This is a genomic window from Antarctobacter sp. (assembly GCF_034670325.1).
Lineage (GTDB): Bacteria > Pseudomonadota > Alphaproteobacteria > Rhodobacterales > Rhodobacteraceae > Antarctobacter.
Genome location: NZ_JAXMNR010000003.1, coordinates 168,271 through 190,414, shown reverse-complemented (window position 1 = coordinate 190,414; position 22,144 = coordinate 168,271). Strand labels below are relative to the sequence as shown.

Here is a 22,144-nt window from a genome sequence, read left to right as displayed (position 1 = left end):
TTGCCCGATACCCCATTGGCGTGAAACCCGCGAAAGGACTGTATCCATGTTTCCAGTTGTCACTGCCCTGCTTGTCGTCTTCTGCCTTGCCCTGGTCGCCAAGGTGATCCACGCGCGCAATACAAAGGGCTGACGGGCTCATTCCGCAGCCTCGGCTTGGTCGTCCGACGCCGCGCGGCGCAATTTGCGCACCAGTTCCAGTTCCGACTGGAAGTCGACGTAGTGCGGCAGTTTGATATGTTCCAAAAAGCCGGTCGCCTGAATGTTGTCCGAATGATAGAGGACAAATTCCTCATCCTGCGCGGGTGCACCGACGTTGTCCTCACCCAACTCGCGCCAGCGCAGGGTGCGATCCACCAAGGCCATTGAGATGGCCTTGCGCTCTGTCTGACCAAAGGTCAGGCCGTAGCCACGGGTAAACTGCGGCGGTTCGGTCTTGGAGCCGGTGAACTGGTTGACCGTCTCACATTCGGTGACTTCGATTTCTCCGATGTCGATGGCAAAACCCAATTCGGGAATGTCCATTTCCACCGCCACCGTGCCAATGCGCAACTCACCGACAAAGGCGTGGTTGCGGGCGTAGCCGCGCTGCGTGGAATAGGCCATGCCAAGGACAAAGCCCTCATCGCCACGGGCCAGCGCCTGAAGGCGCAGCGCACGCGACCCAGGCAGTTCCATCGGTTCGCGGGTCAGGTCGGAGGGGGTTTCGTCCGACGGTTTTTCCCGCTGGATCAACCCTTCGCGGTTCAGAAATCCGGTGATATGCGGCGTCGGCTCTTGGCGCGGCGTGGCTTGTGGCGCGGGCGGCACCTCACCATCCGCCGCCAGTTTGAAGTCCAGCAGGCGGTGCGTGTAGTCAAAGGTCGGCCCCAGAACCTGCCCCCCCGGCGCGTCCTTGAACGTGGCCGAGATGCGCCGGATACAGGCCATATTGGCAGTGTCGATGGGTCGGCTAGCGCAAAAGCGCGGTAGCGTCGTGCGGTAAGCGCGGATCAGAAAGACCGCCTCGATCAGGTCGCCGCGCGCCTGTTTGATCGCCAGCGCCGCAAGGTCGGGATCATAGAGCGACCCCTCTGTCATGACACGGTTGACCGCCAGCTTTAGCTGCTCACGGATCTGGGCCACCGACAGTTCGGCCACGGCGGTATCGCCGCGCCGCTCTTCGGCCAGCCAGGCGTGGGCATTGTCGATGGCGCGTTCGCCGCCCTTGACCGCAACATACATCGCTCAGCCCCCTACCGTGGTGCTGCGCGGCAGGGCGGCAAGCCGATCCCCGGCGCAGAAATACGCATCCCACCCCAGCGGAAAACAGGCGGCATTGGCCTGAAAGGCCTTGGTCTCCGGCAGCGACAGTGCCGCACTGTCGCGGATGCCCGGCCCGGTCAGGCGCGCGCCCGCTGGCAAAACGTCCGGCACTTCGACGATCAGCGTGGCGGAGCGGTCGGGGTATTGCGCCTCCCCCACACGGAACCGGCTGACAGGCTGAAGCGCATCCCATGTGCCCAACGCGAAATCGCAGTCCTCTGCGGCCACCAAAGGCGCGCCGGTGTGGAAGATGATCCAGTCGCGCAGGGGGGCACAATCATGTGTGCCGGCCAGATAGACGCCGGTTTCCGGATCGCACAGCGTCAGGATCAGAACCCCTGCGGCGACCGACATCGGGGCAGGCGGCATTGCGCCTGCAACTGGATGGATCGTGCCGGGGCGGGCCATAGCCGTCATGATGGCCCGAAAGGCGCGAGACGACTCGACCGGCGCATCCGCGAACCCGCCCTTGAGCAAAGCTGCGTCCATCAATCCTCCCCCCGGACAAGTGTGAAGAATTCAACCTTTGTCGCCGCAGCCTTGGCGGCGCGGTCTTGTGCCCGGGCAGAGGATTGCGTCCGCAGCGGGGCCAGCACCTCGGCCTCGACCCGCGCGGCCGCACCGGTTTGCATCAGCGCGTCGATCACGGCGGCGCGTTCTGCATGGGGTTTGTCGCGCCCTTGCACGTATCCGTGCCCGACCGTCCCATCATCAAGCTGAAGCGAACAACGTGTCACCGTCATCTCACCCAGATTGAAGGGCGCGCCGGTGCCGCCCATCCGTCCGCGCACCATCGCCGCGCCGATCTCTGGCGCGCGTAGCCATGTGAAGTCCGGCACCGGCCTCCCCTGCCAGAGCGCCTTCAGCGCATCTGGCTCCGACTTGGCCAGCAGGCTCATCCATTCTTTGCGCGCGGGTTCGTCGCCCATCTAGACACCTTGCAGAGTTGTCGAAATAAACATACAACTAGACAAATTGTTATCGCCCATCCGCAAACCTGACAAGTCCGTCTCTGGTGAAAGTTTCGTGACATGCCCCGCCCCGCACTCTGGACCGCCATCCTGAACAGCCTGACCGGCGACATCGCCATGGGGCGCTATCGGCCCGGGGACAAGCTGCCAACAGAGGCGGACCTGTCGGCGCGGTTCGGGGTGAACCGACACACCGTGCGCCGGGCGCTACAGGCCATGGCCGACCGGGGTCTGGTCCACGCGCGGCGTGGTGCGGGCGTCTTTGTGGCCGCAAAACCGACAGACTACCCAATTGGGCGGCGCGTCCGGTTCAACCAGAACCTGCGCGCCGCAGGACAGGTGCCCGGGCGTGAGATCCTGATAACGGAAACCCGGCTGGCCGATCCGGGAGAGGCGCGCGCGCTGGGTCTGTCCCCCGGCGATCCGGTGCATGTCCATGAAACGCTGGCGACCGCTGATGGTGCACCCATCGCGCTGGGGGTCGGGGTTTTTCCCGCTGCCCGCCTGCCTGACCTGCCCAAGGCTCTGCTCGCCTTTGCCACCATCACAGAGGCGCTCGCCGCCTGCGGCGTGCCTGACTATACCCGCGCCTCGACACGCGTGACCGCCCATCTGGCCACCCCGACTCAGGCTACCCGGTTGAGACTGGCCGAAGGCGCGCCGCTTCTGCGCACCACCAGCGTGAACATCGACCCCGACGGGGTGCCGATCGAATACGGCAAGACGTGGTTTGCCGGTGACCGCGTAACCCTGACGCTGGAGTCGTGACGCCGGACCCCTTATTTTCATGGGAAATATGACACGTCCTGTCACTGCGTTGATACAATACAAGCGTAGGTAGTTCGGACAAAAACTGTCCGGAGCAATTTCATGCCCATCGCTCCCTCTTCCTTGCGCCTGACGGGTGCCACGGTTCTGCGCAACGGCGCGCTTCAGTCGCGGTCCGTCGCGATTCAGGACGGACGTATTTCCAAAGGCCCTCTGCCCGAGGTCGACCTGAGTGGTTACTATATCCTTCCGGGGATCGTCGACCTGCATGGCGACGCGTTCGAGCGGCACCTTGCCCCCCGGCCCTCTGCCCCGTTTCCCTTGCGCACCGCCCTGCGGGCCACAGACCGAGACGCGGCGGCAAATGGCGTGACCACAGCATGGATGGCCCACAGCTGGAGCTGGGAGGGCGGCGCCCGGGGCCCCGACCACGCCGAGGCGTTTCTGGAGGCGGTCGACAGCTATGGCGACGAGGCCCTGACAGACCTGCGCGTGCAAATCCGCTGCGAAACCCACACAGTAGACACCGCCGACCGGCTGCTGGCCGCTGTGCGTCGCCACCGGGTCGACTACGTGGTGTTCAACAATCACCTCGACGAGGCGGCGCAACTGGTCGAGGTGGACAGGTCGCGGCTGGCACTTTGGGCGCAACAGGCGGGCCGCTCTGTCGATGAACACATGGCGCAGGTCCACGCAGCGCGCGAACAGAAACGCGACGTGCCACGCTATCTCTGCCGTCTGGCCGAGGCGTTTGACACGTTGGGCGTCACCTATGGCAGCCACGACGACCGCGATGGCGAAACGCGCGAGTATTACTCTCAAATCGGCGCAAAGATATGTGAATTCCCGACCCGACGCTCTGCCGCCGCACTGGCGCGCGCTGTGGGGGATCCGATCCTGATGGGGGCCCCCAACGTGGTGCGCGGCGGATCGCAATCGGGGAATATCGCGGCGCGGGACTTGATCGAGGAACGGCTGTGTGATGCGCTGGTTTCGGATTACTACTATCCCGCGCTGATGCAGGCCGCCTTTCGGCTGGTTGATGACGGTGTGGCGGACCTGCCCCGCGCCTGGGCGATGATCTCAACCCATCCGGCCGACATCCTGCGGATGCCCGACCGGGGCAGGATCGACTATGGACGCCGGGCGGATTTGGCGGTGGTCAATGTGCGGACCCGCGCAGTGGAGGCGACCATTTGTGGCGGACGGATCACCCATCTGGCGGGCGAAGCGGCGCACCGGTTTCTGGGGGCGGGACGCAACCTGAGGCTGGCCGCCGAGTGAATGTGGATGACGCCACACCAAATGTGAACTTCGTTCAAAAGTATTCATGACCGCTTCACACAAGTGTCACAGCCCGCCGCTATTGGATGGCGCGTGAGTGTGACTGCGGCCCGGAACAAAGACAATCGTTGCGACGGGATACATAAAGCGCAGGTTTCAGAAAATTTTCATGACCAATCCGGGCGGCCAGTTTCCTGGTCGCCCAATTTGTTTTTCGCACCGGACTGGCGGGGCGGTCACCTTCGCCTATCCGCCGTATTTCTCCAGAAACTCCGGCACAGGAAGCGCGCGAAAATCGTCAAGCGCAGCGCGCAGGGCCGCGTGGTTCCAATCCCACCATCCCAGCGCCTCGACCCGCGCGGCTAGAGCGCGCGGCAGACGGTCCCGAACGGGTTTGGCAGGCACACCTGCGACGATGCTATAGGCGGCCACGTCGCGCGTGACGATGGCACCGGAGGCGATCACCGCCCCATTGCCGACAGTGACCTCTGGTTTGATCTGCGCATTGTGGCCGATCCATGTGTCATGCCCGATGAACGCCCGGCGCGACGCACGATGCGCAAACCAGTCAGCGTCCTCCTTGGCATCTTCCCAGTAAGAGGCGGAACGGTACAGGAAATGATGCAGGCTGGCCCTGTCCAAAGGATGGTCGGTGGCACCGATCCGCACAAAGCTGGCGATATTGGCGAACTTGCCGATCTCTGCGTTGGCGATATCGCACATCCGATCGCAGTAGCTGTAGGCTCCGAAACGGCTGCTCGCGACGCGGCTGCCCTGCCCCACCTCTGTGAAGGGGCCGAACTGGCTGTCTGATATGGCGCAGCCGTCGCCGATGACCGGCCCGTCGGCAGAGAGCCTTGTCATCGATATTTCCGCCTAATGCCTGCCATCTTTGCCTTTGATCAGGCGGCGGCGCAGGATGCCCGAAGCCCAGTCCATGAAAATCACCATCAGCACGATCAACACGATGTAATAGCTGACCTCTTCCCAGTCTTTCTGGGTGATGATCGCCTGTGTCAGCATCAAACCGATGCCGCCCCCGGTGATCGCGCCGATGATGGTCGCGGAACGGGTGTTGGATTCGAGGTAGTACAGCACCTGACTCAGCAGCACCGGCGTGATCTGCGGGAGGACGCCAAAGCGGTAGCGCTGCAGCGGTTTGGCCCCGGTCGAAGAGACGCCTTCGATCTGGCGCTGGTCGACGTTTTCAATCGCCTCGGAGAACAGCTTGCCCAGTGACCCGCTGTCGGTCAGCAGGATCGCCAGCGCACCGGTCAGGGGGCCGGGGCCAAAGGCGCGGCTGAGCAGGATGGTAAAGACCAGCGCATCCACGCCGCGCACAAAGTCAAAGACCCGCCGCACCAGTTGCCGCACCACCACAAACGGGGTGAAGTTCCTTGCCGCCAGAAAGGCCAGCGGCAGGGCCACCAGCGCCGCCCCCATCGTGCCAAGAAAGGCCATCAGGATCGTCTCACCAATGGCCCATGCGACCTTGCCGTGATGCCACAGAGGATTGCCCCAGAAATCCTGCCACGCGCCCGCGATGTTGGACCGGTCGGGATCAAGCTGCGGGCCGAAGGCGACCTGAAAGACAGAGTGATCGTGGTACGGACTGTCGAGGGTGAACCAGAACAGTTCCCAGCCAAAGAAATAGCGGAACACCTCGGTCTTGGAGCGGGTCATGGTCAGCCGCCCCGCCTCTGTCCGGATATCGAGGCGTGTGCCGGAATAGCTGATCCAGTCGGGGATGTCGGATTCTGGCAGGTCCATCACAACACCCGGATTCAGCTTGGCCGTAATGGCTCCGAACTCAGGGTGATGATAGATCGCGGTCTTGTTCGGCAGAAAGACGACGCTGTGCCCCTTGGGCAGGTCGATGGTGACCGTCTCACCGTCCGCCACCACCCAATCGGGTGTCTGCCCCTCTGGCCAAGTGGCGGGCCGCTCACCCTCTTTGGCGACGGTCAGGTCGCCGGTCCGGTTGTTGCGGGTGACATGGGTCTTGTAACTATAGGTATCGCGGATCAGCGTCATCGCGTTGTCCAGACGCGCCCGATCCGCCAGCCCCATCACGTCGAAGGCAAAGAAGATATAAGTCAGGTACAGCAGGATCACCGCCGGCACCCCGACAGAAACCAAACGTTTACGCCGGAACAACTGTTGCGCGGCGTCTTGCCGGTCGATCAGCGAAACTGTGGCGTCGCTCATGACTTGGCCCCTTCGCTCAGACGGTTGCGCACGGCAGATGAGATATTGTCGACCACAACGATGGTCACAAAGAGCAGGATGAAGATCGCCGCCGCCTCATCAAAACGCCCCGGCCCCCACGACATGGAGTTGCGCAGTTCATAGCCGATGCCGCCCGCACCGACAAAGCCAAGGATGGCCGAGGCGCGGATATTGATCTCGAACCGCAGCAACCCGTAACTGAGGTAGTTCGGCGCGACCTGTGGCATCACGCCCAACAGCATTCTCTGGCTCCAGTTCGATCCGACCGAGGACAGACCATCGACCGGTTTCAGGTCGGCGTTTTCATTCACCTCTGAATACAGCTTGCCCAGCGCGCCTGCGGTGTGCAGGGCAATGGCGATCATCGCCGGGATTGGCCCGCTGCCCAGCATGTAGATCAACACCAGCGCCACCACGATTTCCGGCAAGGCGCGGGATACGTCCATGACACGCCGAAAGACCGGGATCAGCGGCGGCCAAAGCGCCATGCCCCGCGTCGACAAGAGCGACAGCAACAGGCCAAGTCCCGCCCCCAGCAGGGTGGCGACGGCGGCGATGTTCAGTGTCTCGATCAGGTCGGGCAGGTATGTCCACAACAGGCCGAGCAGGTCGGCGCGCTTTTCCCACGCCTCGGACACGACGTCGGCAGGGAAGTCCAAAATGCGGTGCAGACCGTCGAAAAAGCCGCCTGCATTCCGCGCATTCGCCACGCGAAAGCCGGAAACCAGCAGGATCACAAAGATCAGGAGGGCTATGCCGCTATATAGCCGCTTTTGGCGCACCATCGCCGTATAGCTGTCCTGCGTCGCGGCAAGCGGTGTGCCGCCCTGCGTCATGTCTGTCATCTGCCCTGCCTTTACGTGAGAACCCCGCCCGGTCGGGGCGGGGTTCGGTATCATCGTCTGATCAGAGGATCAGCCGTCGACCTTTGCCTTGCGCACGGCGATGATGCTCTCATAGGCCTCGTGCGAAATCGGCTCAAAACCGGCGGTGTCGCCGAAGGCCACGTTGTAAGCACAGTCCTTGTCCTTGGCGTAGAGACCCAGCACCAGGGCCTGGACCTTTTCCTTGACGTCCGCCGGCAGGGCCTTGCGGATGGTCACGGGGCCTTCGGGGATCGGCTTGGACGTCCAGATTTCGACCAGTTCGTTCATGTCGACCAGACCGTTGTCCACGGCGCGGCGCAGCGCGCCCGAGTTATACCCGTCTTCCCAGTTGCCCAGACCGTCGGCCCAGGTCACGCCCGCGTCGATGTCACCATTGTAGACGGCAACGATGGTCTGCTCATGTCCGCCGGTGAACTTGACCTCACCAAAGAAGTCGCCCGACTCCATGGTTACATCGTACTGGGCGGGAATTTCGACGGAGGGGATCAGGTAGCCCGAGGTCGAGTTCGGATCGCCAAAGCCGAAAACCTTGCCTTTGAGGTCTTCGATCTTGGTCACGCCGCTGTCTTTGCGGGCAAAACCGATCGAGTGGTACGAATACGACCCGTCGAGGTTGGTCTTGACGGCAAAGGGCTCACCGGCTTCGGGGTCCTGCAGATACAGGGCGGCGTAGGACGACGCGCCGAACCATGCCAGATCAAGGGTGCCGCCCAGAAAGCCCTGGATCACACCGTTGTAGTCGGCGGGGGTGAACATCTTGACCTCAACACCCAGCTCTTCGCCGATGTAGTCGGCAAAGCACTGGTAGTTGTTCAGACGGCTCTGGACGTTGTCGCCGCCCAGAATGCCGATGCGGAACTCGGTGATGGCGTGGCTGTCTGCAAAGGCCGGGGCGGCCAGTGCGGTGGTTGCTGCAAGAGCGGCAAGGAGCTTTTTCATCGTCTTCCTCTCTGGTTGGTGGCCCCTGCCAACCTTTGGGCAGGGGGATGAAAACCTGTCAGCGGCAGTCTCAGGCGGGCAGAATTTCATGCCCGATCTCAAGCGCTGCAATGTCGGTAGAGGTCGCGGCCTCGGAGAACCCGGCCCCGGCCCCATAGATGTCGCGGGCCACGCCGGTGGTCAGTTGCTCCGGTGTGCCGTCAAAGACCATGCGCCCTTTGCGCATCCCGATCACCCGGTCGCAGTAGCGGCGCGCGGTATCCAGCGTGTGCAGGTTGGCGATGACCATGCGGCCGTCCTCGTCATGGATGCGGCGCAATGCGTCCATGACGACCTGTGCGTTCATCGGATCCAGCGAGGCGATCGGCTCATCCGCGAGGATAATCTGCGGGTCCTGCATCAGGGCGCGCGCGATAGCGACCCGCTGTTGCTGGCCCCCTGACAGCGCCTCAGCCCGTTTGGGTGCGTTTTCGGCGATGCCCAGCCGGTCAAGGATCTCTATCGCGCGGTGGATATCCTCGGTCGGGTACAGGTTGAACAGCGTCGCGAAGGTGGAGCGCCGGTTCAACGTTCCGTGCAGCACGTTCGACACGACATCCATGCGCGGGACGAGGTTGAACTGCTGAAAGATCATCGCGCATTCGGATTGCCACTGACGCTTGGCCTTGCCCGTCAATTGCGTGACATCGCGATCCTTGAACCAGATCGCCCCCTCAGAGGCGTCGGCCAGACGGTTGATCATTCGCAACAGCGTGGACTTTCCGGCACCGGAGGCCCCGATAACCCCGATCATCGCAGGTTTTTCAATGGCAAAGCTGACGTTGTCCACGGCAGCGTTTACGCCAAAGCGCTTGGTCAGCTTGTCGATGCGTAACACGCGGATCCCCCATGTCTCTGAAGGTGCGTGCTAAGCGTGAGGCTTGTCCGTTCCGTGACGGTTGCGCAAAACTTTTGTAACTTGGACACCGCCCGAGGCTCTGTGCACAGGCATTCCAGTGTGCCGGATATCAGCCATGCAGGGACGCGAAGGCGGGTATGCAGCACAACAACTGGCGCTGCAGTGCGGCAAAGCCTAGTTTCACTGGCAAGGGGAGGACCTCCACCCACTCAAGTAGGAGTCCCGAAATGGCTAATATCCACACCACCGTCGCACCGAGCGGCAACATCTTCGCCGGTTTCTTTTCGTCGCTGTTCAACGCACTGACGGCCATCGCAGAAGCAAACCCGCGCCTGAAAGAGGTCGAGCGCCTGAACGCGATGTCCGATGACGAACTGGCCCGCCGCAACCTCAAGCGCGAAGATATCGTGCGCCACGTCTTCCGCGACTACCTTTACGTCTGACCTTGCCCGCCGCCCAGTCAGGCGGCCCGCAATTATCCGGAACCAATCCGATCAAGACAGCCGCGCTCGACCCCGAGCGCGGCGTCGTCGTCTTGGCGGCCTGTGACCGGGGCCTTTAATCAATTTCCCGCGCGGCGCATCATCATCTCATGGACCGCCGCCATGCCACGGGCTGCCATGTCGGACACTTCCGCCGCATGAACCTGAAGGGCGTCAACCATTTCCGGCGCTTCTGACGTCTGGATCACCACAATGCCCTCTTCGGTGATCTCTATTTCCGTCTCGATCTCGTCACCGCGGGCAAAGAAGATATCCAGCGTCGGACTCTGGATAAAGACCTGAGGGTCGCGCCCCTCATCAACCCGCCCGATCATCCCCGCCACATGGCTGACAAGGATGTCCATCACTTCCGGATCGCTGGATGTGGTCACCGTGCGGATACCGTTTGGCAGATTGGTTACACTGCGCTCGATCTTTTGGAAATTTCGGAACATCACCGCCAACTCAGCGCTCTCTTCGGGTGAGGCATCCAGACCGCGCAGGCCGGGCATGGTCATTTCGTCATGGCCGGTCCCGTCCGCACCGTGGTGCAGTCCCATACCGGGCCCATGCCCCGCCATCTGGGACGTGGCCGGGCTTGTCACAGTAAGGCAAACCGCTGCTGCAAGACAGTATGCGCCTGCTCGTGTTGTCCATCTCATGTCCGGTTCCTCCAAATGCCCGGCGGCCGCTAGCGCGGCCACAGTCCAAATTCGCGCAAGAGCCGTAGAAAAAATAGCAACAATTTCGTGTGAAAGTGCGGTTTCCCGGGCCCATGAAAAAGGCCGCCCTCTTGGGCGGCCTTTCGAAATCTCGCGATACCTGTGGGCGAAAGCCCGGCAAGGATCAGTTCTGGGCGTAGAATTCGATGACGAGGTTCGGTTCCATCAGCACCGCGTAAGGCACGTCGCCCAACTGCGGGGTGCGAACGAACGTCGCGGTCATCTTGGAGTGGTCCGCCTCGATGTAATCGGGGACGTCACGCTCGGGCAGCTGGGTGGCCTCGATCAACGCGGCGATCTGGCGGGACTTCTCACGCACCTCGATCACGTCGCCTTCTTTGACGCGGTACGACGGGATGTTCACGCGCTTGCCGTTTACCAGAACGTGACCGTGGTTCACGAACTGACGCGCCGCAAAGACGGTGGCCACGAACTTGGCACGGTACACAACAGCGTCGAGGCGGCGCTCGAGCAGACCAATCAGGTTCTCACCGGTGTCGCCCTTCATACGCTCGGCTTCGGCGAAGATGCGGCGGAACTGCTTTTCGGTCAGGTCGCCGTAGTGACCCTTGAGCTTTTGCTTGGCGCGCAGCTGCAGGCCGAAGTCGGAAATCTTTTGTTTGCGGCGCTGGCCATGCTGGCCGGGGCCGTATTCGCGGCGGTTCACCGGGGACTTCGGGCGGCCCCAGATGTTTTCGCCCATGCGGCGGTCGATCTTGTACTTGGCAGTCGTGCGTTTGGTCACGGCTGATCTCCTTCGTTTATGTTGTCGAAGGGCGTTGTCCTCTCCCCGGAACGGGCCGGAGTGACAGGCATTCCCTTGCGGGGGCCACCAACACCAATGAAGGCGCGCTTATACAGTCGCGCGATGGCGTGTCAAGCACGCGGAGATGGACCGGAACAATTTGAGCCTAAGGGGAGCATTAACAGTTGCTTCACGCCTTGGGATGCAAATGGGGCAGGACCACGGCACGGAGGCGGAAGTGGCGAAATCTGCAGCATTCGATGGCGCGGCGCGCAATGCGCTGGAACATGCGGTCATGGCGCGCGATGCCTCTACGATAGATATCGTGCGGCGTTCAATCCAGCACCGGCAGGTCCTGCTGGCCTTTCAGCCTGTGATACAGGCGCGGGCACGCGACAGGGTCGCCTTTCATGAGGGGTTGATTCGCGTCCTTGACGAAACCGGACGGATCATTCCCGCTGCCGAATTCATCGACACCGTCGAAGAGACGGAATACGGGCGCATGCTGGATTGTATCGCCCTTGAAAAAGGGTTGGCAGAACTGGCGCAGACGCCGGGCCTGCGGCTGTCGATCAACATGTCCGCCCGGTCCATCGGCTATCGCAAATGGACGCGCACCCTGTCCCGTGGGCTGGAAAAAGACCCCACAGTGGCTGAACGGTTGATTCTTGAAATCACCGAAAGTTCGGCAATGCTGGTGCCGGAACTGGTGGTCAGCTTCATGGATGACCTGCAAAGCCGCGGCATCTCCTTTGCCATTGACGACTTTGGCGCCGGCTACACCGCCCTGCGCCATTTCAAGGACTTCCGCTTTGATATCCTCAAGATCGACGGCCAGTTCTGTAGCGGCATCGCAACCGATCCGGACAATCAGGTGCTGGTTGGCGCGATGATCAAGATCGCTGAACAATTCGATATGTTCACCGTTGCCGAAAAGGTTGAAACACCGACCGATGCGGATTGCCTTGCGGCGCTTGGCGCAGATTGCCTGCAGGGTTTCCTGTTTGCAGCCCCCAGCGTCCGCCCGCCCTGGCGTCAGCAGGGCAATGACCGCCGTTTTGGCTAGGCTGGAATTGGCCTTGCCCGGTGGCACGGCGATTCTTGCATGACGGGTTTGCACCTGCGCCTGAGACACCCTGTCCAGTTCTTATGACGCAACGTTTCCGCTATTCCACATGCCGACAAGCGAGGAAGAGAAGGGGCCGCACCCGGCGGACCCGCGTCTTGCCCTGATGCACCCGCTTGCATGGAGGACAACACATGACCAATGTCGTTATCGCAAGCGCCGCCCGGACGCCGGTGGGCTCGTTCCTGGGGTCGTTTGCGAATATTCCCGCCCATGACCTCGGTGCCACCATGCTGCAAGCACTGGTTGAACGCGCCGGGATCGACAAGGCAGAGGTTTCGGAAACCATCCTCGGCCAGGTGCTGACCGCCGGTCAGGGCCAGAACCCCGCCCGTCAGGCGCATATCAACGCCGGCCTGCCTGAGGCCTCCGCCGCATGGGGAATCAATCAGGTGTGCGGCTCGGGCCTGCGCGCTGTCGCGCTGGCCGCGCAGCACATCCAGCTTGGCGATGCCTCGATTGTGGCCGCCGGTGGTCAGGAAAACATGTCGATGTCGACCCATTGCGCCAACCTGCGTCAGGGTCAAAAGATGGGCGACATGCAGTACATCGACACGATGATCCGCGACGGTCTCTGGGATGCCTTCAACGGCTACCACATGGGCCAGACCGCCGAAAACGTCGCCCAGCAGTGGCAGATCAGCCGCGACATGCAGGACGAATTTGCCGTCGGCTCGCAGAACAAGGCCGAAGCGGCGCAAAAGGCGGGCAAGTTCGACGATGAGATCGTCGCCTATACCGTCAAGACCCGCAAAGGCGACATCGTTGTGAACAAGGATGAGTACATCCGTCACGGTGCCACCATGGAAGCCATGCAGAAACTGCGCCCGGCCTTCACCAAGGACGGATCGGTCACCGCCGCCAACGCCTCGGGCCTGAACGACGGTGCCGCAGGTGCCCTGCTGATGTCCGCCGATGAGGCCGAAAAGCGCGGGATCGAGCCGCTGGCACGCATCGCCTCTTACGCCACTGCCGGTCTTGACCCGAAAATCATGGGCGTCGGCCCGATCTACGCCTCGCGCAAGGCGCTGGAAAAAGCCGGTTGGTCGGTGTCCGATCTGGACCTCGTCGAAGCCAACGAAGCCTTTGCCGCACAGGCCTGCGCCGTGAACAAGGACATGGGCTGGGATCCGGCCATCGTGAACGTGAACGGCGGCGCAATCGCCATCGGCCACCCGATCGGTGCCTCGGGCGCGCGCGTCCTGAACACCCTGCTGTTCGAGATGAAGCGCCGCGGCGCCAAGAAGGGTCTCGCCACGCTGTGCATCGGTGGCGGCATGGGTGTCGCGCTCTGCGTGGAGCGCCCGTAACGCCTCTGCAAACGAATATCAGGGGCGCCAACCGGCGCCCCTTTTTTGTGGGGAGGGTCCGGGAGAATACCGGGCACCAAAAGAGGTCGAAACAACCGGCCCGGAATTAGCGCAATATTGTTGCTCATCCCAAATTCAAAGGGTAACAAAGTTACCAATAACGGACAGTAAACTGGAGGATTCCCCATGGCACGTGTAGCACTCGTCACCGGCGGCAGCCGAGGCATCGGCGAAGCCATTTCCAAGGCTCTCAAGGCCGAAGGCTATGAGGTCGCCGCGACCTATGCCGGCAACGACGAGAAGGCCGCAGCCTTCACCGAAGCCACCGGCATCAAGACCTACAAGTGGAACGTCGCCGACTATGACGCGTCCAAGGCCGGTATTGCACAGGTCGAGGCCGACCTTGGCCCGATCGACGTGGTTGTCGCCAACGCGGGCATCACCCGCGACGCCCCGTTCCACAAGATGACCCCGGAGCAGTGGAAAGAGGTGATCGACACCAACCTCACCGGTGTCTTCAACACCGTTCACCCGGTCTGGCCCGGTATGCGTGAGCGCAAGTTCGGCCGTATCATCGTGATCTCGTCGATCAACGGTCAGAAAGGCCAGTTCGCGCAGGTGAACTATGCCGCGACCAAGGCGGGTGATCTGGGCATCGTCAAGTCGCTGGCCCAAGAAGGCGCGCGCGCCGGGATCACCGCAAACGCGATCTGCCCCGGCTACATCGCCACCGAAATGGTCATGGCGATCCCCGAGAAAGTGCGCGATTCCATCGTGGCGGGCATCCCCGCAGGTCGTCTGGGCGAGCCTTCGGAAATCGCGCGCTGCGTGACCTTCCTTGCCTCTGACGACGCGGGCTTTATCAATGGCTCGACCATTTCGGCCAACGGGGCGCAATTCTTCGTCTAAGGCGGCATTGACGCTTTGAAATACAGGGAAAGGAACGCAGTGTCATGTCGGACTGCGTTCCTTTCTTTTTTCTGACCGCCCCGCAACCGCGCCTGCCGAAATGCAGGGCCATTTGAAAGGCCCGCCCATGGCCTCCCCTTGGACCGCCCTTGCGATTCTCTTTGCCGCGCGCCTGTCGATGGCGTTTCAGTATCAGGTCGCCGCCGCACTCGGGCCGCTCTTGATGGATCGGCACGGCGCGGATCTGGCGGATCTTGGGGTCCTGATTTCCCTCTACCTTCTGCCCGGCATGATCTTTGCCCTACCCGGTGGCGGCATCGCCCGGCGATTTGGCGACCGTCGCGTGGTTGTTGGCGGGCTGGTCGTCATGGTGGGTGGCGGTCTGATTATGTGGCTGGGACAGGGCTGGACACTTCAGATCGTCGGACGATTGCTGGCCGGGACCGGGGGCGTTCTGCTCAACGTCGTGATGACCAAGATGGTGGCCGACTGGTTCACCGGGCGCAATATCGCGACCGCCATGGGGATCTTTGTCAATTCATGGCCTGCCGGGATCGCCCTGGCCTTGCTGGTCCTGCCGTTGATCGCCGGGTCTGCCGGGTTGGGGGTTGCGCTGGCCTTTTCACTGGCACTCACCCTCGGCGGGCTTTTACTGATGCTGTTTGTCTACCGCGATGCGCCCGACACGGGCGCGGGTGCTCCGCGCGGCGCATGGCCACGCGGTGCCGCCTTGAAAGGTATTCTGACCGCGGGCACTGTTTGGGGGTTCTACAATGGTGCACTGGCGATGGTGTTCGCCTTTGGGCCAGCAGTGTTGGTGGAACGCGGCGCATCGTTGGCGCAGGCCAGTGGCACCAGTTCTCTGGTGCTTTGGCTGGCCGTGCTGTCGGTTCCAGCGGGCGGCCTGATCGGGGACCGCATCGGCCGCCCCGATGCCGTGATGATGGCCGGCCTTGCCGGGTTTGCCGCCACTTTTGTGCTGGCGCTGCTGTCGCCCAGTCTTCCGGTCTTTGTCCTCATGGGCCTGTTCTGTGGCCTTCCCGCTGGCCCCATAATGGCCCTGCCAGCCCGCGTTCTGCGGCCTGAAACACGGGCAATCGGCATGGGGCTGTTCTTTACGCTCTACTATTTCTGGATGGCCGCGCTGCCTGCGATGTCAGGCGTGATCGCAGAGACAGCGGGCAGTGCGAATGTGGCCTTTGTCTTTGGTATCCTGCTGCTGGCGCTGACCAGCGTCGGCGGGGTCATGCTGCGCAACCGCCTCGTCCCTTTCTGAGCCCCGCAGTTGCAAGAAAAACACCCCCGGAACCAAACGGTACGGAGGCGTTTCTTCGCGCGGTCAGACCGGCGGGTCAGGGAGTGACGGCCTGCGGTCAGCGACGCCGCGCGAAAACAGCGTGCCAAAGGTCAGCCACCAGAGCCCCGCGCGCGGCATGGGCCGCACGAATGGCGGCGTGATGACGATTGTCAGTGGCGGATTCGAACATGGTGGCCCCCTTGAGGTAAAGGTTACTTGACGCCCTCATAAAGTAGACCTTGCGCGAGCAGTGAACAAACGAGACTTTCCAAGCCTTCAGTTAAGTTATACTTATCTGGATATGCCCGACCGCCTGCCCCCACTGACGGCCCTGCGCGCCTTTGAGGCCGCCGCGCGCCACGTGTCCTTTGCCAAGGCTGCGGCAGAGCTGAACGTGACCCCGGCCGCCCTGTCCTTCCAGATCAAGAACCTTGAGGATCACCTAGGCACACCGCTGTTCCACCGCCTGAACCGCGCCGTTGACCTGACAGAGGCCGGACGCATCCTTTCCCCCGGTGCCACACAAGGGTTTGAGCAGTTGACCGCCGCGTGGCGGGCCACCCGGCGACTGCAGGACACGCGCCTGCTGACCGTGACCGCAGGCCCCGCCTTTACCGCCAAATGCCTTGCGCCACGTCTGTACGGCTTTGCCCGTGCCCACCCCGAGATTGAACTGCGATTTGTCGCCGGGCTGCGCATGATGGATTTCGACCGCGACGAAGTCGACGTTGCGATCCGGTATGGCTATGGCACCGATGAGGGTTTGGTCAGCACCCACCTAGTGGATGAAGGCATCGCACCGATGATGCGGCCTGATCTTGCGGCACGGTATCCGACACCGCAAAGCTTGCTGGACGCGCCGCTATTGCAGGATGCCTCTCATGATTTTCTGGATCCGCCAGCAGGCTGGGCGGAATGGTTCCGGGCCTGCGGAATAGACCACATGCCAACCCCGGCGGCGCGGTTTTCGCAGGCCGATCATGCGCTTGATGCAAGTCTGGCAGGCAGCGGAGTTGTCCTGTCGCGCACTTCTCTGGCACAGCAGTACCTGGCGTCAGGGCAATTGGTGGCCCCGTACGACGTGGCGTTGACCACGGCGGCGCATTTCCGCTTTATCTGTGCCAAAGGCACTGAGGCGCGGCCCCAGATCGCCGCATTCCGTGAGTGGCTATTCTCTGAGATCAGAGGATTGCCCACGGGTATCGAGGGCAAAACTCTGGTTTCGATCGAGGACTTGCCCTGACCCTTTTCCCACGGATCGTCTTGCAAACCGCAGCGTCAGGACAAGCCTCGTAAGACGTGGTTACATCACCGCTTCGGGTGCGAGCCGAGTGATTTCTTCCTTGATCCTCAGCTTCTGTTTTTTCAGGTCCGCGATGTGCAGGTCATCAGTCCCCGGGGCCCGTTGGGCTTTTTCGACGGCCTCCGAAAGGGCAACATGCTTCCTCTTCAGTTCCTGCAAGTGCGAACTCAAGCTCATGGGATCCTCCTTTTGAACAGTTGGACCTTCAGTGCAGCACAGTTTTTCGTCCAAGTCACGCTGCGAGCGCAGCATGATTTCACAAAAATATATTACAGATTGTTCTCAGGCACGGCTTGCCGGAAATTCCAGCGCCGCGCCGTGCATCATGACCTGTTCAAAACGGTCCGTGTATCGGCTGCCGGGCTCTTCATGGCGCTGACCTTTGTGAATCACCTGGCCTGCGTGAAACCGAAACGCCGCGCGCCCTTCCTTGCGGCCCCGGACAAGGATCAGCCGCGGCGGCCTCCCCTCTCTGGGCAGCAGGGGCAGCAATTCCAGCGCGCCAAGGCACGTCGCCATGGCGGACAAAAGCTCTGGCAGGCGCTCGGCACGCTGAATGAACGTGGCGTAGCCACGCGGCTTCAGCCGTTTCGCCGCGCAATTCACCCAATCCGCCAGCGGAGTCGCCCCTGCCAGCGCGATCTCGCGGTCGCCGCCTTCGGCGACAATGCGCTTGCCCGCCTCGAAATATGGAGGATTGGCAAAAACGTGATCAAAGCTTTGTATTTTCATCTCCGGCGGGGGACTGCCAAGGTCGCCGGTCCAGATGGTGCCGACCAGACTGTTGTGCGCAAGGTTGCGCCGGGCCAGATCCGCATAGCCCGGTTGCAGCTCTAACCCCGACAGGCGCAGACCGGGCACCCGCACGCCCAGACAACACAGCCCCGGCGCGGCACCACAGCCCAGTTCCAGCACGCTTTGCCCCGGCAGCGCGGACACAGCCGCCGCCAGCAGGACCGGATCGGTTCCCGCCCTGTATCCGTAGGCTGGTTGCAACAGGCGCACGCGCCCGCCCAGCATCGCGTCTTCGGTCAACGCGTCCGGGGGAAAGGCCTCATCCCTCAAACCGCACCCCGGCCTCACGCAGGATTCGACGTGCATCGTCAATCTGATCGGCGCGCACCATCAGGCGGCGCGGCAGAATGCCTATGGACCCTTCGAGAACGCTCATGTTTACGTCCAATTCAAAGGTGTCTATACCCTCCCCGTTCAGAAGGGTTGTGACCAGCGGGATCAAAGTGATGTCGTTCGTGCGCAAGAGCTCTTCCATGAGGGCGATGTAAGGACAAGGCACCACATTTGTCGAGCCTTGCACGGGAGAATGATGAGCTTGGACGAAGGCATGCAGAAACCGCATGAGCGCCTCGCAGCACTGCTGACCGGCGATCTCGATCTTGTGAAAGTTCTGATCCGTGAGCGGATGGCCTCAGAGCACGCGCCGCGTATCCCCGAGGTGACGGCGCATCTGGTCGAGGCCGGGGGCAAGCGGCTGCGCCCGCTGCTGACGCTGGCGACGGCGCGGATGTGCGGCTACGACGGCCCCTACCACATCCATCTGGCGGCGACGGTGGAGTTCATCCATACCGCGACCCTGCTGCATGACGATGTGGTGGACGAGAGCAAGAAGCGGCGCGGGCGGCCCACGGCGAACCTGCTGTGGGACAATAAATCCAGCGTGCTGGTCGGCGACTACCTGTTTGCGCGGTCGTTCCAGTTGATGACGGAGACGGGCAACCTGCGGGTTCTACGCATCCTCAGCGACGCGGCGGCGACCATTGCCGAGGGCGAGGTGCTGCAACTGACGGCGGCGCAGGATCTGACGACCTCTGAGGCGATCTATCTTCAGGTGGTGCGGGGCAAGACGGCGGCGTTGTTCTCGGCGGCGACCGAGGTGGGCGGCGTGATCGCGGGCCGGCCAGAGGAAGAGGTGCAGGCGCTGTTTGAGTACGGCGACGCGCTGGGGATCGCCTTTCAGATCGTGGATGACCTGCTGGACTATTGGGGATCGGACGCGACGGGCAAGAACGTGGGCGATGATTTCCGCGAGCGGAAGCTGACGCTGCCATTGATCAAGGCCTTTGCTGCTGCCGATGAAGAGGAAAAGGCGTTCTGGAAGCGTGTCATCGAGAAGGGCGACCAGCGCGAGGGTGACCTTGAGCACGCCATCGCCCTGCTGAATCGGCACGGCGCGCTAGAGGCGACGCGGCAAGAGGCGCTGGCCTGGACGGGCAAGGCGAAGGCGGCGATGGAGAGCCTGCCGCAGAGCGAATTGCGCGACCTTTTGATCGACCTCAATGACTATGTGGTGAGCCGGGTAAGCTGACCGAAAAAATGGGCTGTCCACGCGTGGACAGCCCTGCGGTCACGCAAAATCAAGGGCTTACAGAGACGGTTTTACCTTTCGTTAGGAAAGAGCCGACCTGTCCGGGCAGGGGTAAGCCGGGCTTAAGCCCGGCCTACGGCATTCGTTTACGACAGCATTGTCTCTGCCACCCACCACTGCGGGAAGGCCGCTTGCAGGTCGCGGGCCATCCCGTCTGTCGGGGAGTCGGGATCAAACAGCGCAAAGCAGGTCGCGCCGGAGCCGGACATGCGCACCAGCCGTGCCCCGTCCAGAGAGGATAGCGCCCGCAGCACCTGCCCGATCTCGGGGCGCAGGGCTGCCGCCGGGGGTTCCAGATCGTTGCGCTGCTGCGCCAGCCAGTCCAACACGTCGCGCGCCTGCGCGGCTGCGTCTGGCACGGCTGGCATCGGCGCGTTGTCGCGCCGGGCCAGCGCCTTGAACACCGCCGGGGTCGAAACCTCGACCCCTGGGTTGACCAGAATGGCGCGCAGCGACGGCATATCCAGCGGCGTGACCGCCCCTCCGATGCCTTGCATCCGGGCCGCCCGCCCCAACAGGCAGACCGGCACATCGGCCCCCAGTGTCAGCGGATCGACCCCGGACGGACGCCCAAACAACTCCTCCATCGCGCGCAGCACCGCCGCCGCATCGGAGGAGCCGCCGCCAATCCCCGCCGCCGCAGGCAGATGTTTGTCCAAGGTGATCGCTACCGGCGCGCCAAACGCCTCTGCCGCCTTCCAGCACAGATTGCGCGCATCCTCTGGCACCCCTGCGGCCCTCGGGCCGGTAACAGTCAGCGACATCTGCTCGGCGCGGGCCACGGTCACGCGGTCGCCCACGTCGGCGAACATCACCAGACTGTCGAGCAGGTGATAGCCATCCGCGCGCTGTCCGGTGACATGCAGAGTGAGATTGACCTTGGCGGGGGCGAAACCCTCAATCGCCGCCGTTGTCATCCGCAACCTGCAATGGCGGTGCGCCTTCTTCGGCCAGAACCGCGTCCAGACCGATCTCTATCTTGCGCTTGATCCGCACCGGGTCTGCCTCTTCGGCGGCGTCTTCCCAATCGACGAAGGACAGCGCGCGTTTCCACATGAATTCTGCCTCACGTGCGCGCCCGACGGCCCAGTAGACATCGCCAAGGTGATCATTGACGATCGGGTCAATGGGCATCAGTTCGGCGGCGTGTTCCATATGCGGCACCGCCTCTTCGTAGCGGCCAAGCCGGTAGAGCACCCAACCAAGACTGTCGACGATATAGCCCGCGTTGGGCCGCGCCGCGACGGCGCGTTCGATCATCGAAAGCGCCTCATCCAGTTTGATCTGCTTTTCGACAAGCGAATAGCCAAGATAGTTCAGCACCTGCGGCTGGTCCGGGTTCAGTTCCAACGCCTTGCGGAAATCGGCCTCTGCCGCCTCCCACAGTCCCTCACGTTCGTTGGAAATGGCGCGGGCGTAGAACAGGAACCACTGGCGCTGGGTCACTTCGGCGACCTTGTCCAGACCTGTGGTATAGGCGTCAATCGCTTCGGCGTAGCGTTCTTCCTGACGCAGGAAGTCCCCCAGCGTGGTATAGACGACCGACATGTTGCCATGGGTTTCGGTCAACGCTTCGAGGACGGAAATCGCCTCTTCCATACGCTCGTCCGAGCGCAGCGCCTCTGCCCGACCCAGTTCAGCGGCGTGAAAGGCGGGATGGTCGGCGGGCACACGGCTATAGGTTTCGACCGCCAGATCGTATTGGCCGATCTGGGTCAGCACCTCTGCCGACAGCAGGATCGCGTCGATATGGTCCGGGCGCAGGTATTCGGCCAGCCGCGCGTAAAGCAGCGTGAGGTCCTGATTGTCCTCGGCCGCCAGCGCCCCGGCGAGGGTATAGAACACCTCTGCGATGCCATCGCGGGGCGAGGTGACATGGGTGAACGGCACGGTTTCGTTGCCCTGCAGGCGGTTGCGCAGGTCTTCGAGACCGGGGTCAAGATCGCTGCCAAAGGATTTGGTCAGCAGGTCGATTGCGTCGCCGTTTCGGTCAAGCTGGCTGAGGATTTCCGCCCGGGCCATGACCCCACGGCGGGTCGATCCCATGCCAGCGCCCAGCTTGCTGCCGAGCAGGTCATTGGCGCTTTCGAAATCGCCGACCGAGGCCAGTGCAAACGCCTTGTGATAGGCGGCAAACGGGCCGAGGCCCTGAATGCGCGCAACCTGATCAAAGGTGACAAGCGCATTGGTCATGTCGCCCTGCCCCAATTGCGCCCATGCCTTTATCAGACCGTCGGCCAGCGGACCCAGCCCGCGCTTTTCCTCAATCGCGGTGAGGATCGCGTCATACGCCTCGCCATGGGCGTCGCGGGCCACGGTCGCCATCTGGGCGATCTGGCTGGCAACGCCTTCTTGCGCCAGACGGTCAGCGTAGGTGGAGGCGCGGTCAACCTCGCCCAGCGAGATATTGGACAGAACAGCGCGTTCCAGCAGTTCCGGGCGGCCCGGATCGCGGGCCAGCGCCTTGCTGTAGAAAAGCGCGGCGGATTTGTAGTCGCCCAGAAAGCTGGCCTGCCGCGCGGCGAGGTAGTCGCCCGCAAAGCCGTTGGCCGATACAAGGGTCGGCAGGGTCAGCGCCGCTGCCAT

The 22,144-nt window shown here is 62.7% G+C and carries 24 protein-coding genes; 9 read left to right on the top strand and 15 right to left on the bottom strand.

Annotated elements, in window-relative coordinates; all coding sequences use genetic code 11:
* Positions 1-138 precede the first annotated feature (138 nt).
* The 3 genes from VOI21_RS08875 to phnG are packed head-to-tail and all read right to left on the bottom strand — an operon-like array spanning position 139 to position 2,234.
* Positions 139-1,224, bottom strand: a complete 1,086-nt coding sequence (locus VOI21_RS08875; protein ID WP_323769487.1) for a carbon-phosphorus lyase complex subunit PhnI — start codon at positions 1,222-1,224, stop codon at positions 139-141.
* A 3-nt stretch (positions 1,225-1,227) separates the two neighbouring features.
* A complete protein-coding gene (phnH, locus tag VOI21_RS08870; RefSeq protein WP_323769486.1) occupies positions 1,228-1,794 on the bottom strand; it encodes a phosphonate C-P lyase system protein PhnH in 567 nt (188 codons plus the stop codon).
* Complete coding sequence (phnG, locus tag VOI21_RS08865) at positions 1,794-2,234, bottom strand: phosphonate C-P lyase system protein PhnG (RefSeq protein WP_323769485.1); 441 nt, start codon at positions 2,232-2,234, stop codon at positions 1,794-1,796. Before phnG ends, phnH begins: the two co-directional genes overlap by 1 nt.
* 102 nt (positions 2,235-2,336) lie before the next feature.
* On the opposite strand from phnG, the gene phnF reads away from it, so the two are divergent.
* Positions 2,337-3,044 carry a phosphonate metabolism transcriptional regulator PhnF gene (gene phnF / locus VOI21_RS08860; RefSeq protein ID WP_323769484.1) on the top strand — a complete coding sequence of 236 codons (708 nt, stop codon included), beginning with the start codon at positions 2,337-2,339 and terminating at the stop codon, positions 3,042-3,044.
* 102 nt (positions 3,045-3,146) lie between these two features.
* On the top strand, positions 3,147-4,328 hold the full coding sequence (locus VOI21_RS08855) for an alpha-D-ribose 1-methylphosphonate 5-triphosphate diphosphatase (RefSeq protein WP_323769483.1): 1,182 nt from the start codon (positions 3,147-3,149) through the stop codon (positions 4,326-4,328).
* 246 nt (positions 4,329-4,574) lie between these two features.
* On the opposite strand, the gene VOI21_RS08850 is transcribed toward VOI21_RS08855, so the two are convergent.
* The 5 genes from VOI21_RS08850 to phnC all read right to left on the bottom strand — a co-directional run bounded on the left by VOI21_RS08850 (position 4,575) and on the right by phnC (position 9,260).
* Positions 4,575-5,192: a chloramphenicol acetyltransferase gene (locus VOI21_RS08850; RefSeq protein WP_323769482.1), complete on the bottom strand. Its 618-nt coding sequence runs from the start codon at positions 5,190-5,192 to the stop codon at positions 4,575-4,577.
* 12 nt (positions 5,193-5,204) lie between these two features.
* The gene (gene phnE / locus VOI21_RS08845; RefSeq protein WP_323769481.1) at positions 5,205-6,536 is read right to left on the bottom strand and encodes a phosphonate ABC transporter, permease protein PhnE; all 1,332 of its coding nucleotides are present in this window, start codon (positions 6,534-6,536) and stop codon (positions 5,205-5,207) included.
* The gene (gene phnE, locus VOI21_RS08840) at positions 6,533-7,393 is read right to left on the bottom strand and encodes a phosphonate ABC transporter, permease protein PhnE (protein ID WP_416358971.1); all 861 of its coding nucleotides are present in this window, start codon (positions 7,391-7,393) and stop codon (positions 6,533-6,535) included. The genes phnE (VOI21_RS08845) and phnE (VOI21_RS08840) overlap by 4 nt, the downstream gene beginning before the upstream one ends.
* 78 nt (positions 7,394-7,471) lie before the next feature.
* The gene (gene phnD / locus VOI21_RS08835; protein ID WP_323769479.1) at positions 7,472-8,383 is read right to left on the bottom strand and encodes a phosphonate ABC transporter substrate-binding protein; all 912 of its coding nucleotides are present in this window, start codon (positions 8,381-8,383) and stop codon (positions 7,472-7,474) included.
* Between the two features lie 70 nt (positions 8,384-8,453).
* On the bottom strand, positions 8,454-9,260 hold the full coding sequence (gene phnC / locus VOI21_RS08830) for a phosphonate ABC transporter ATP-binding protein (RefSeq protein ID WP_323769478.1): 807 nt from the start codon (positions 9,258-9,260) through the stop codon (positions 8,454-8,456).
* 248 nt (positions 9,261-9,508) lie between these two features.
* Here phnC and VOI21_RS08825 point away from each other — a divergent pair, with 248 nt between their 5' ends.
* A complete protein-coding gene (locus tag VOI21_RS08825) occupies positions 9,509-9,724 on the top strand; it encodes a DUF1127 domain-containing protein (RefSeq protein ID WP_323769477.1) in 216 nt (71 codons plus the stop codon).
* Positions 9,725-9,843: 119 nt separating this feature from the next.
* On the opposite strand, the gene VOI21_RS08820 is transcribed toward VOI21_RS08825, so the two are convergent.
* Together VOI21_RS08820 and rpsD are read right to left on the bottom strand one after the other, a co-directional pair.
* Positions 9,844-10,323 carry a hypothetical protein gene (locus tag VOI21_RS08820; protein ID WP_323769476.1) on the bottom strand — a complete coding sequence of 160 codons (480 nt, stop codon included), beginning with the start codon at positions 10,321-10,323 and terminating at the stop codon, positions 9,844-9,846.
* Positions 10,324-10,609: 286 nt separating this feature from the next.
* Entirely contained in the window at positions 10,610-11,230 is a 621-nt protein-coding gene (gene rpsD, locus VOI21_RS08815) for a 30S ribosomal protein S4 (RefSeq protein WP_323769475.1), read from the bottom strand.
* A gap of 295 nt (positions 11,231-11,525) precedes the next feature.
* On the opposite strand from rpsD, the gene VOI21_RS08810 reads away from it, so the two are divergent.
* The 5 genes from VOI21_RS08810 (at position 11,526) to gcvA (ending at position 17,115) form a co-directional block, all read left to right on the top strand.
* Positions 11,526-12,296, top strand: coding sequence for an EAL domain-containing protein (locus VOI21_RS08810; RefSeq protein ID WP_323769823.1), 771 nt, complete (start codon positions 11,526-11,528; stop codon positions 12,294-12,296).
* 194 nt (positions 12,297-12,490) lie between these two features.
* Positions 12,491-13,666, top strand: a complete 1,176-nt coding sequence (locus VOI21_RS08805) for an acetyl-CoA C-acetyltransferase (protein ID WP_323769474.1) — start codon at positions 12,491-12,493, stop codon at positions 13,664-13,666.
* Positions 13,667-13,852: 186 nt separating this feature from the next.
* The gene (gene phbB / locus VOI21_RS08800; RefSeq protein WP_323769473.1) at positions 13,853-14,575 is read left to right on the top strand and encodes an acetoacetyl-CoA reductase; all 723 of its coding nucleotides are present in this window, start codon (positions 13,853-13,855) and stop codon (positions 14,573-14,575) included.
* 127 nt (positions 14,576-14,702) lie between these two features.
* Complete coding sequence (locus VOI21_RS08795) at positions 14,703-15,851, top strand: CynX/NimT family MFS transporter (RefSeq protein WP_323769472.1); 1,149 nt, start codon at positions 14,703-14,705, stop codon at positions 15,849-15,851.
* A gap of 322 nt (positions 15,852-16,173) precedes the next feature.
* A complete protein-coding gene (gene gcvA / locus VOI21_RS08790; protein ID WP_323769822.1) occupies positions 16,174-17,115 on the top strand; it encodes a transcriptional regulator GcvA in 942 nt (313 codons plus the stop codon).
* Positions 17,116-17,175: 60 nt separating this feature from the next.
* Here gcvA and VOI21_RS08785 read toward each other — a convergent pair whose 3' ends face one another.
* From VOI21_RS08785 to VOI21_RS08775, 3 genes are all read right to left on the bottom strand, one after another.
* Positions 17,176-17,352, bottom strand: coding sequence for a YdcH family protein (locus VOI21_RS08785; protein ID WP_323769471.1), 177 nt, complete (start codon positions 17,350-17,352; stop codon positions 17,176-17,178).
* Positions 17,353-17,457: 105 nt separating this feature from the next.
* Positions 17,458-18,240 carry a methyltransferase gene (locus VOI21_RS08780; RefSeq protein WP_323769469.1) on the bottom strand — a complete coding sequence of 261 codons (783 nt, stop codon included), beginning with the start codon at positions 18,238-18,240 and terminating at the stop codon, positions 17,458-17,460.
* Positions 18,230-18,445, bottom strand: a complete 216-nt coding sequence (locus VOI21_RS08775) for a DUF2007 domain-containing protein (protein ID WP_323769468.1) — start codon at positions 18,443-18,445, stop codon at positions 18,230-18,232. The genes VOI21_RS08780 and VOI21_RS08775 overlap by 11 nt, the downstream gene beginning before the upstream one ends.
* Before the next feature lie 54 nt (positions 18,446-18,499).
* Here VOI21_RS08775 and VOI21_RS08770 point away from each other — a divergent pair, with 54 nt between their 5' ends.
* Positions 18,500-19,498 carry a polyprenyl synthetase family protein gene (locus VOI21_RS08770; protein WP_323769467.1) on the top strand — a complete coding sequence of 333 codons (999 nt, stop codon included), beginning with the start codon at positions 18,500-18,502 and terminating at the stop codon, positions 19,496-19,498.
* A gap of 146 nt (positions 19,499-19,644) precedes the next feature.
* Here VOI21_RS08770 and VOI21_RS08765 read toward each other — a convergent pair whose 3' ends face one another.
* Positions 19,645-20,475, bottom strand: a complete 831-nt coding sequence (locus tag VOI21_RS08765) for a 4-(cytidine 5'-diphospho)-2-C-methyl-D-erythritol kinase (protein WP_323769466.1) — start codon at positions 20,473-20,475, stop codon at positions 19,645-19,647.
* A complete protein-coding gene (locus tag VOI21_RS08760; RefSeq protein ID WP_416358970.1) occupies positions 20,456-22,144 on the bottom strand; it encodes a tetratricopeptide repeat protein in 1,689 nt (562 codons plus the stop codon). Before VOI21_RS08760 ends, VOI21_RS08765 begins: the two co-directional genes overlap by 20 nt.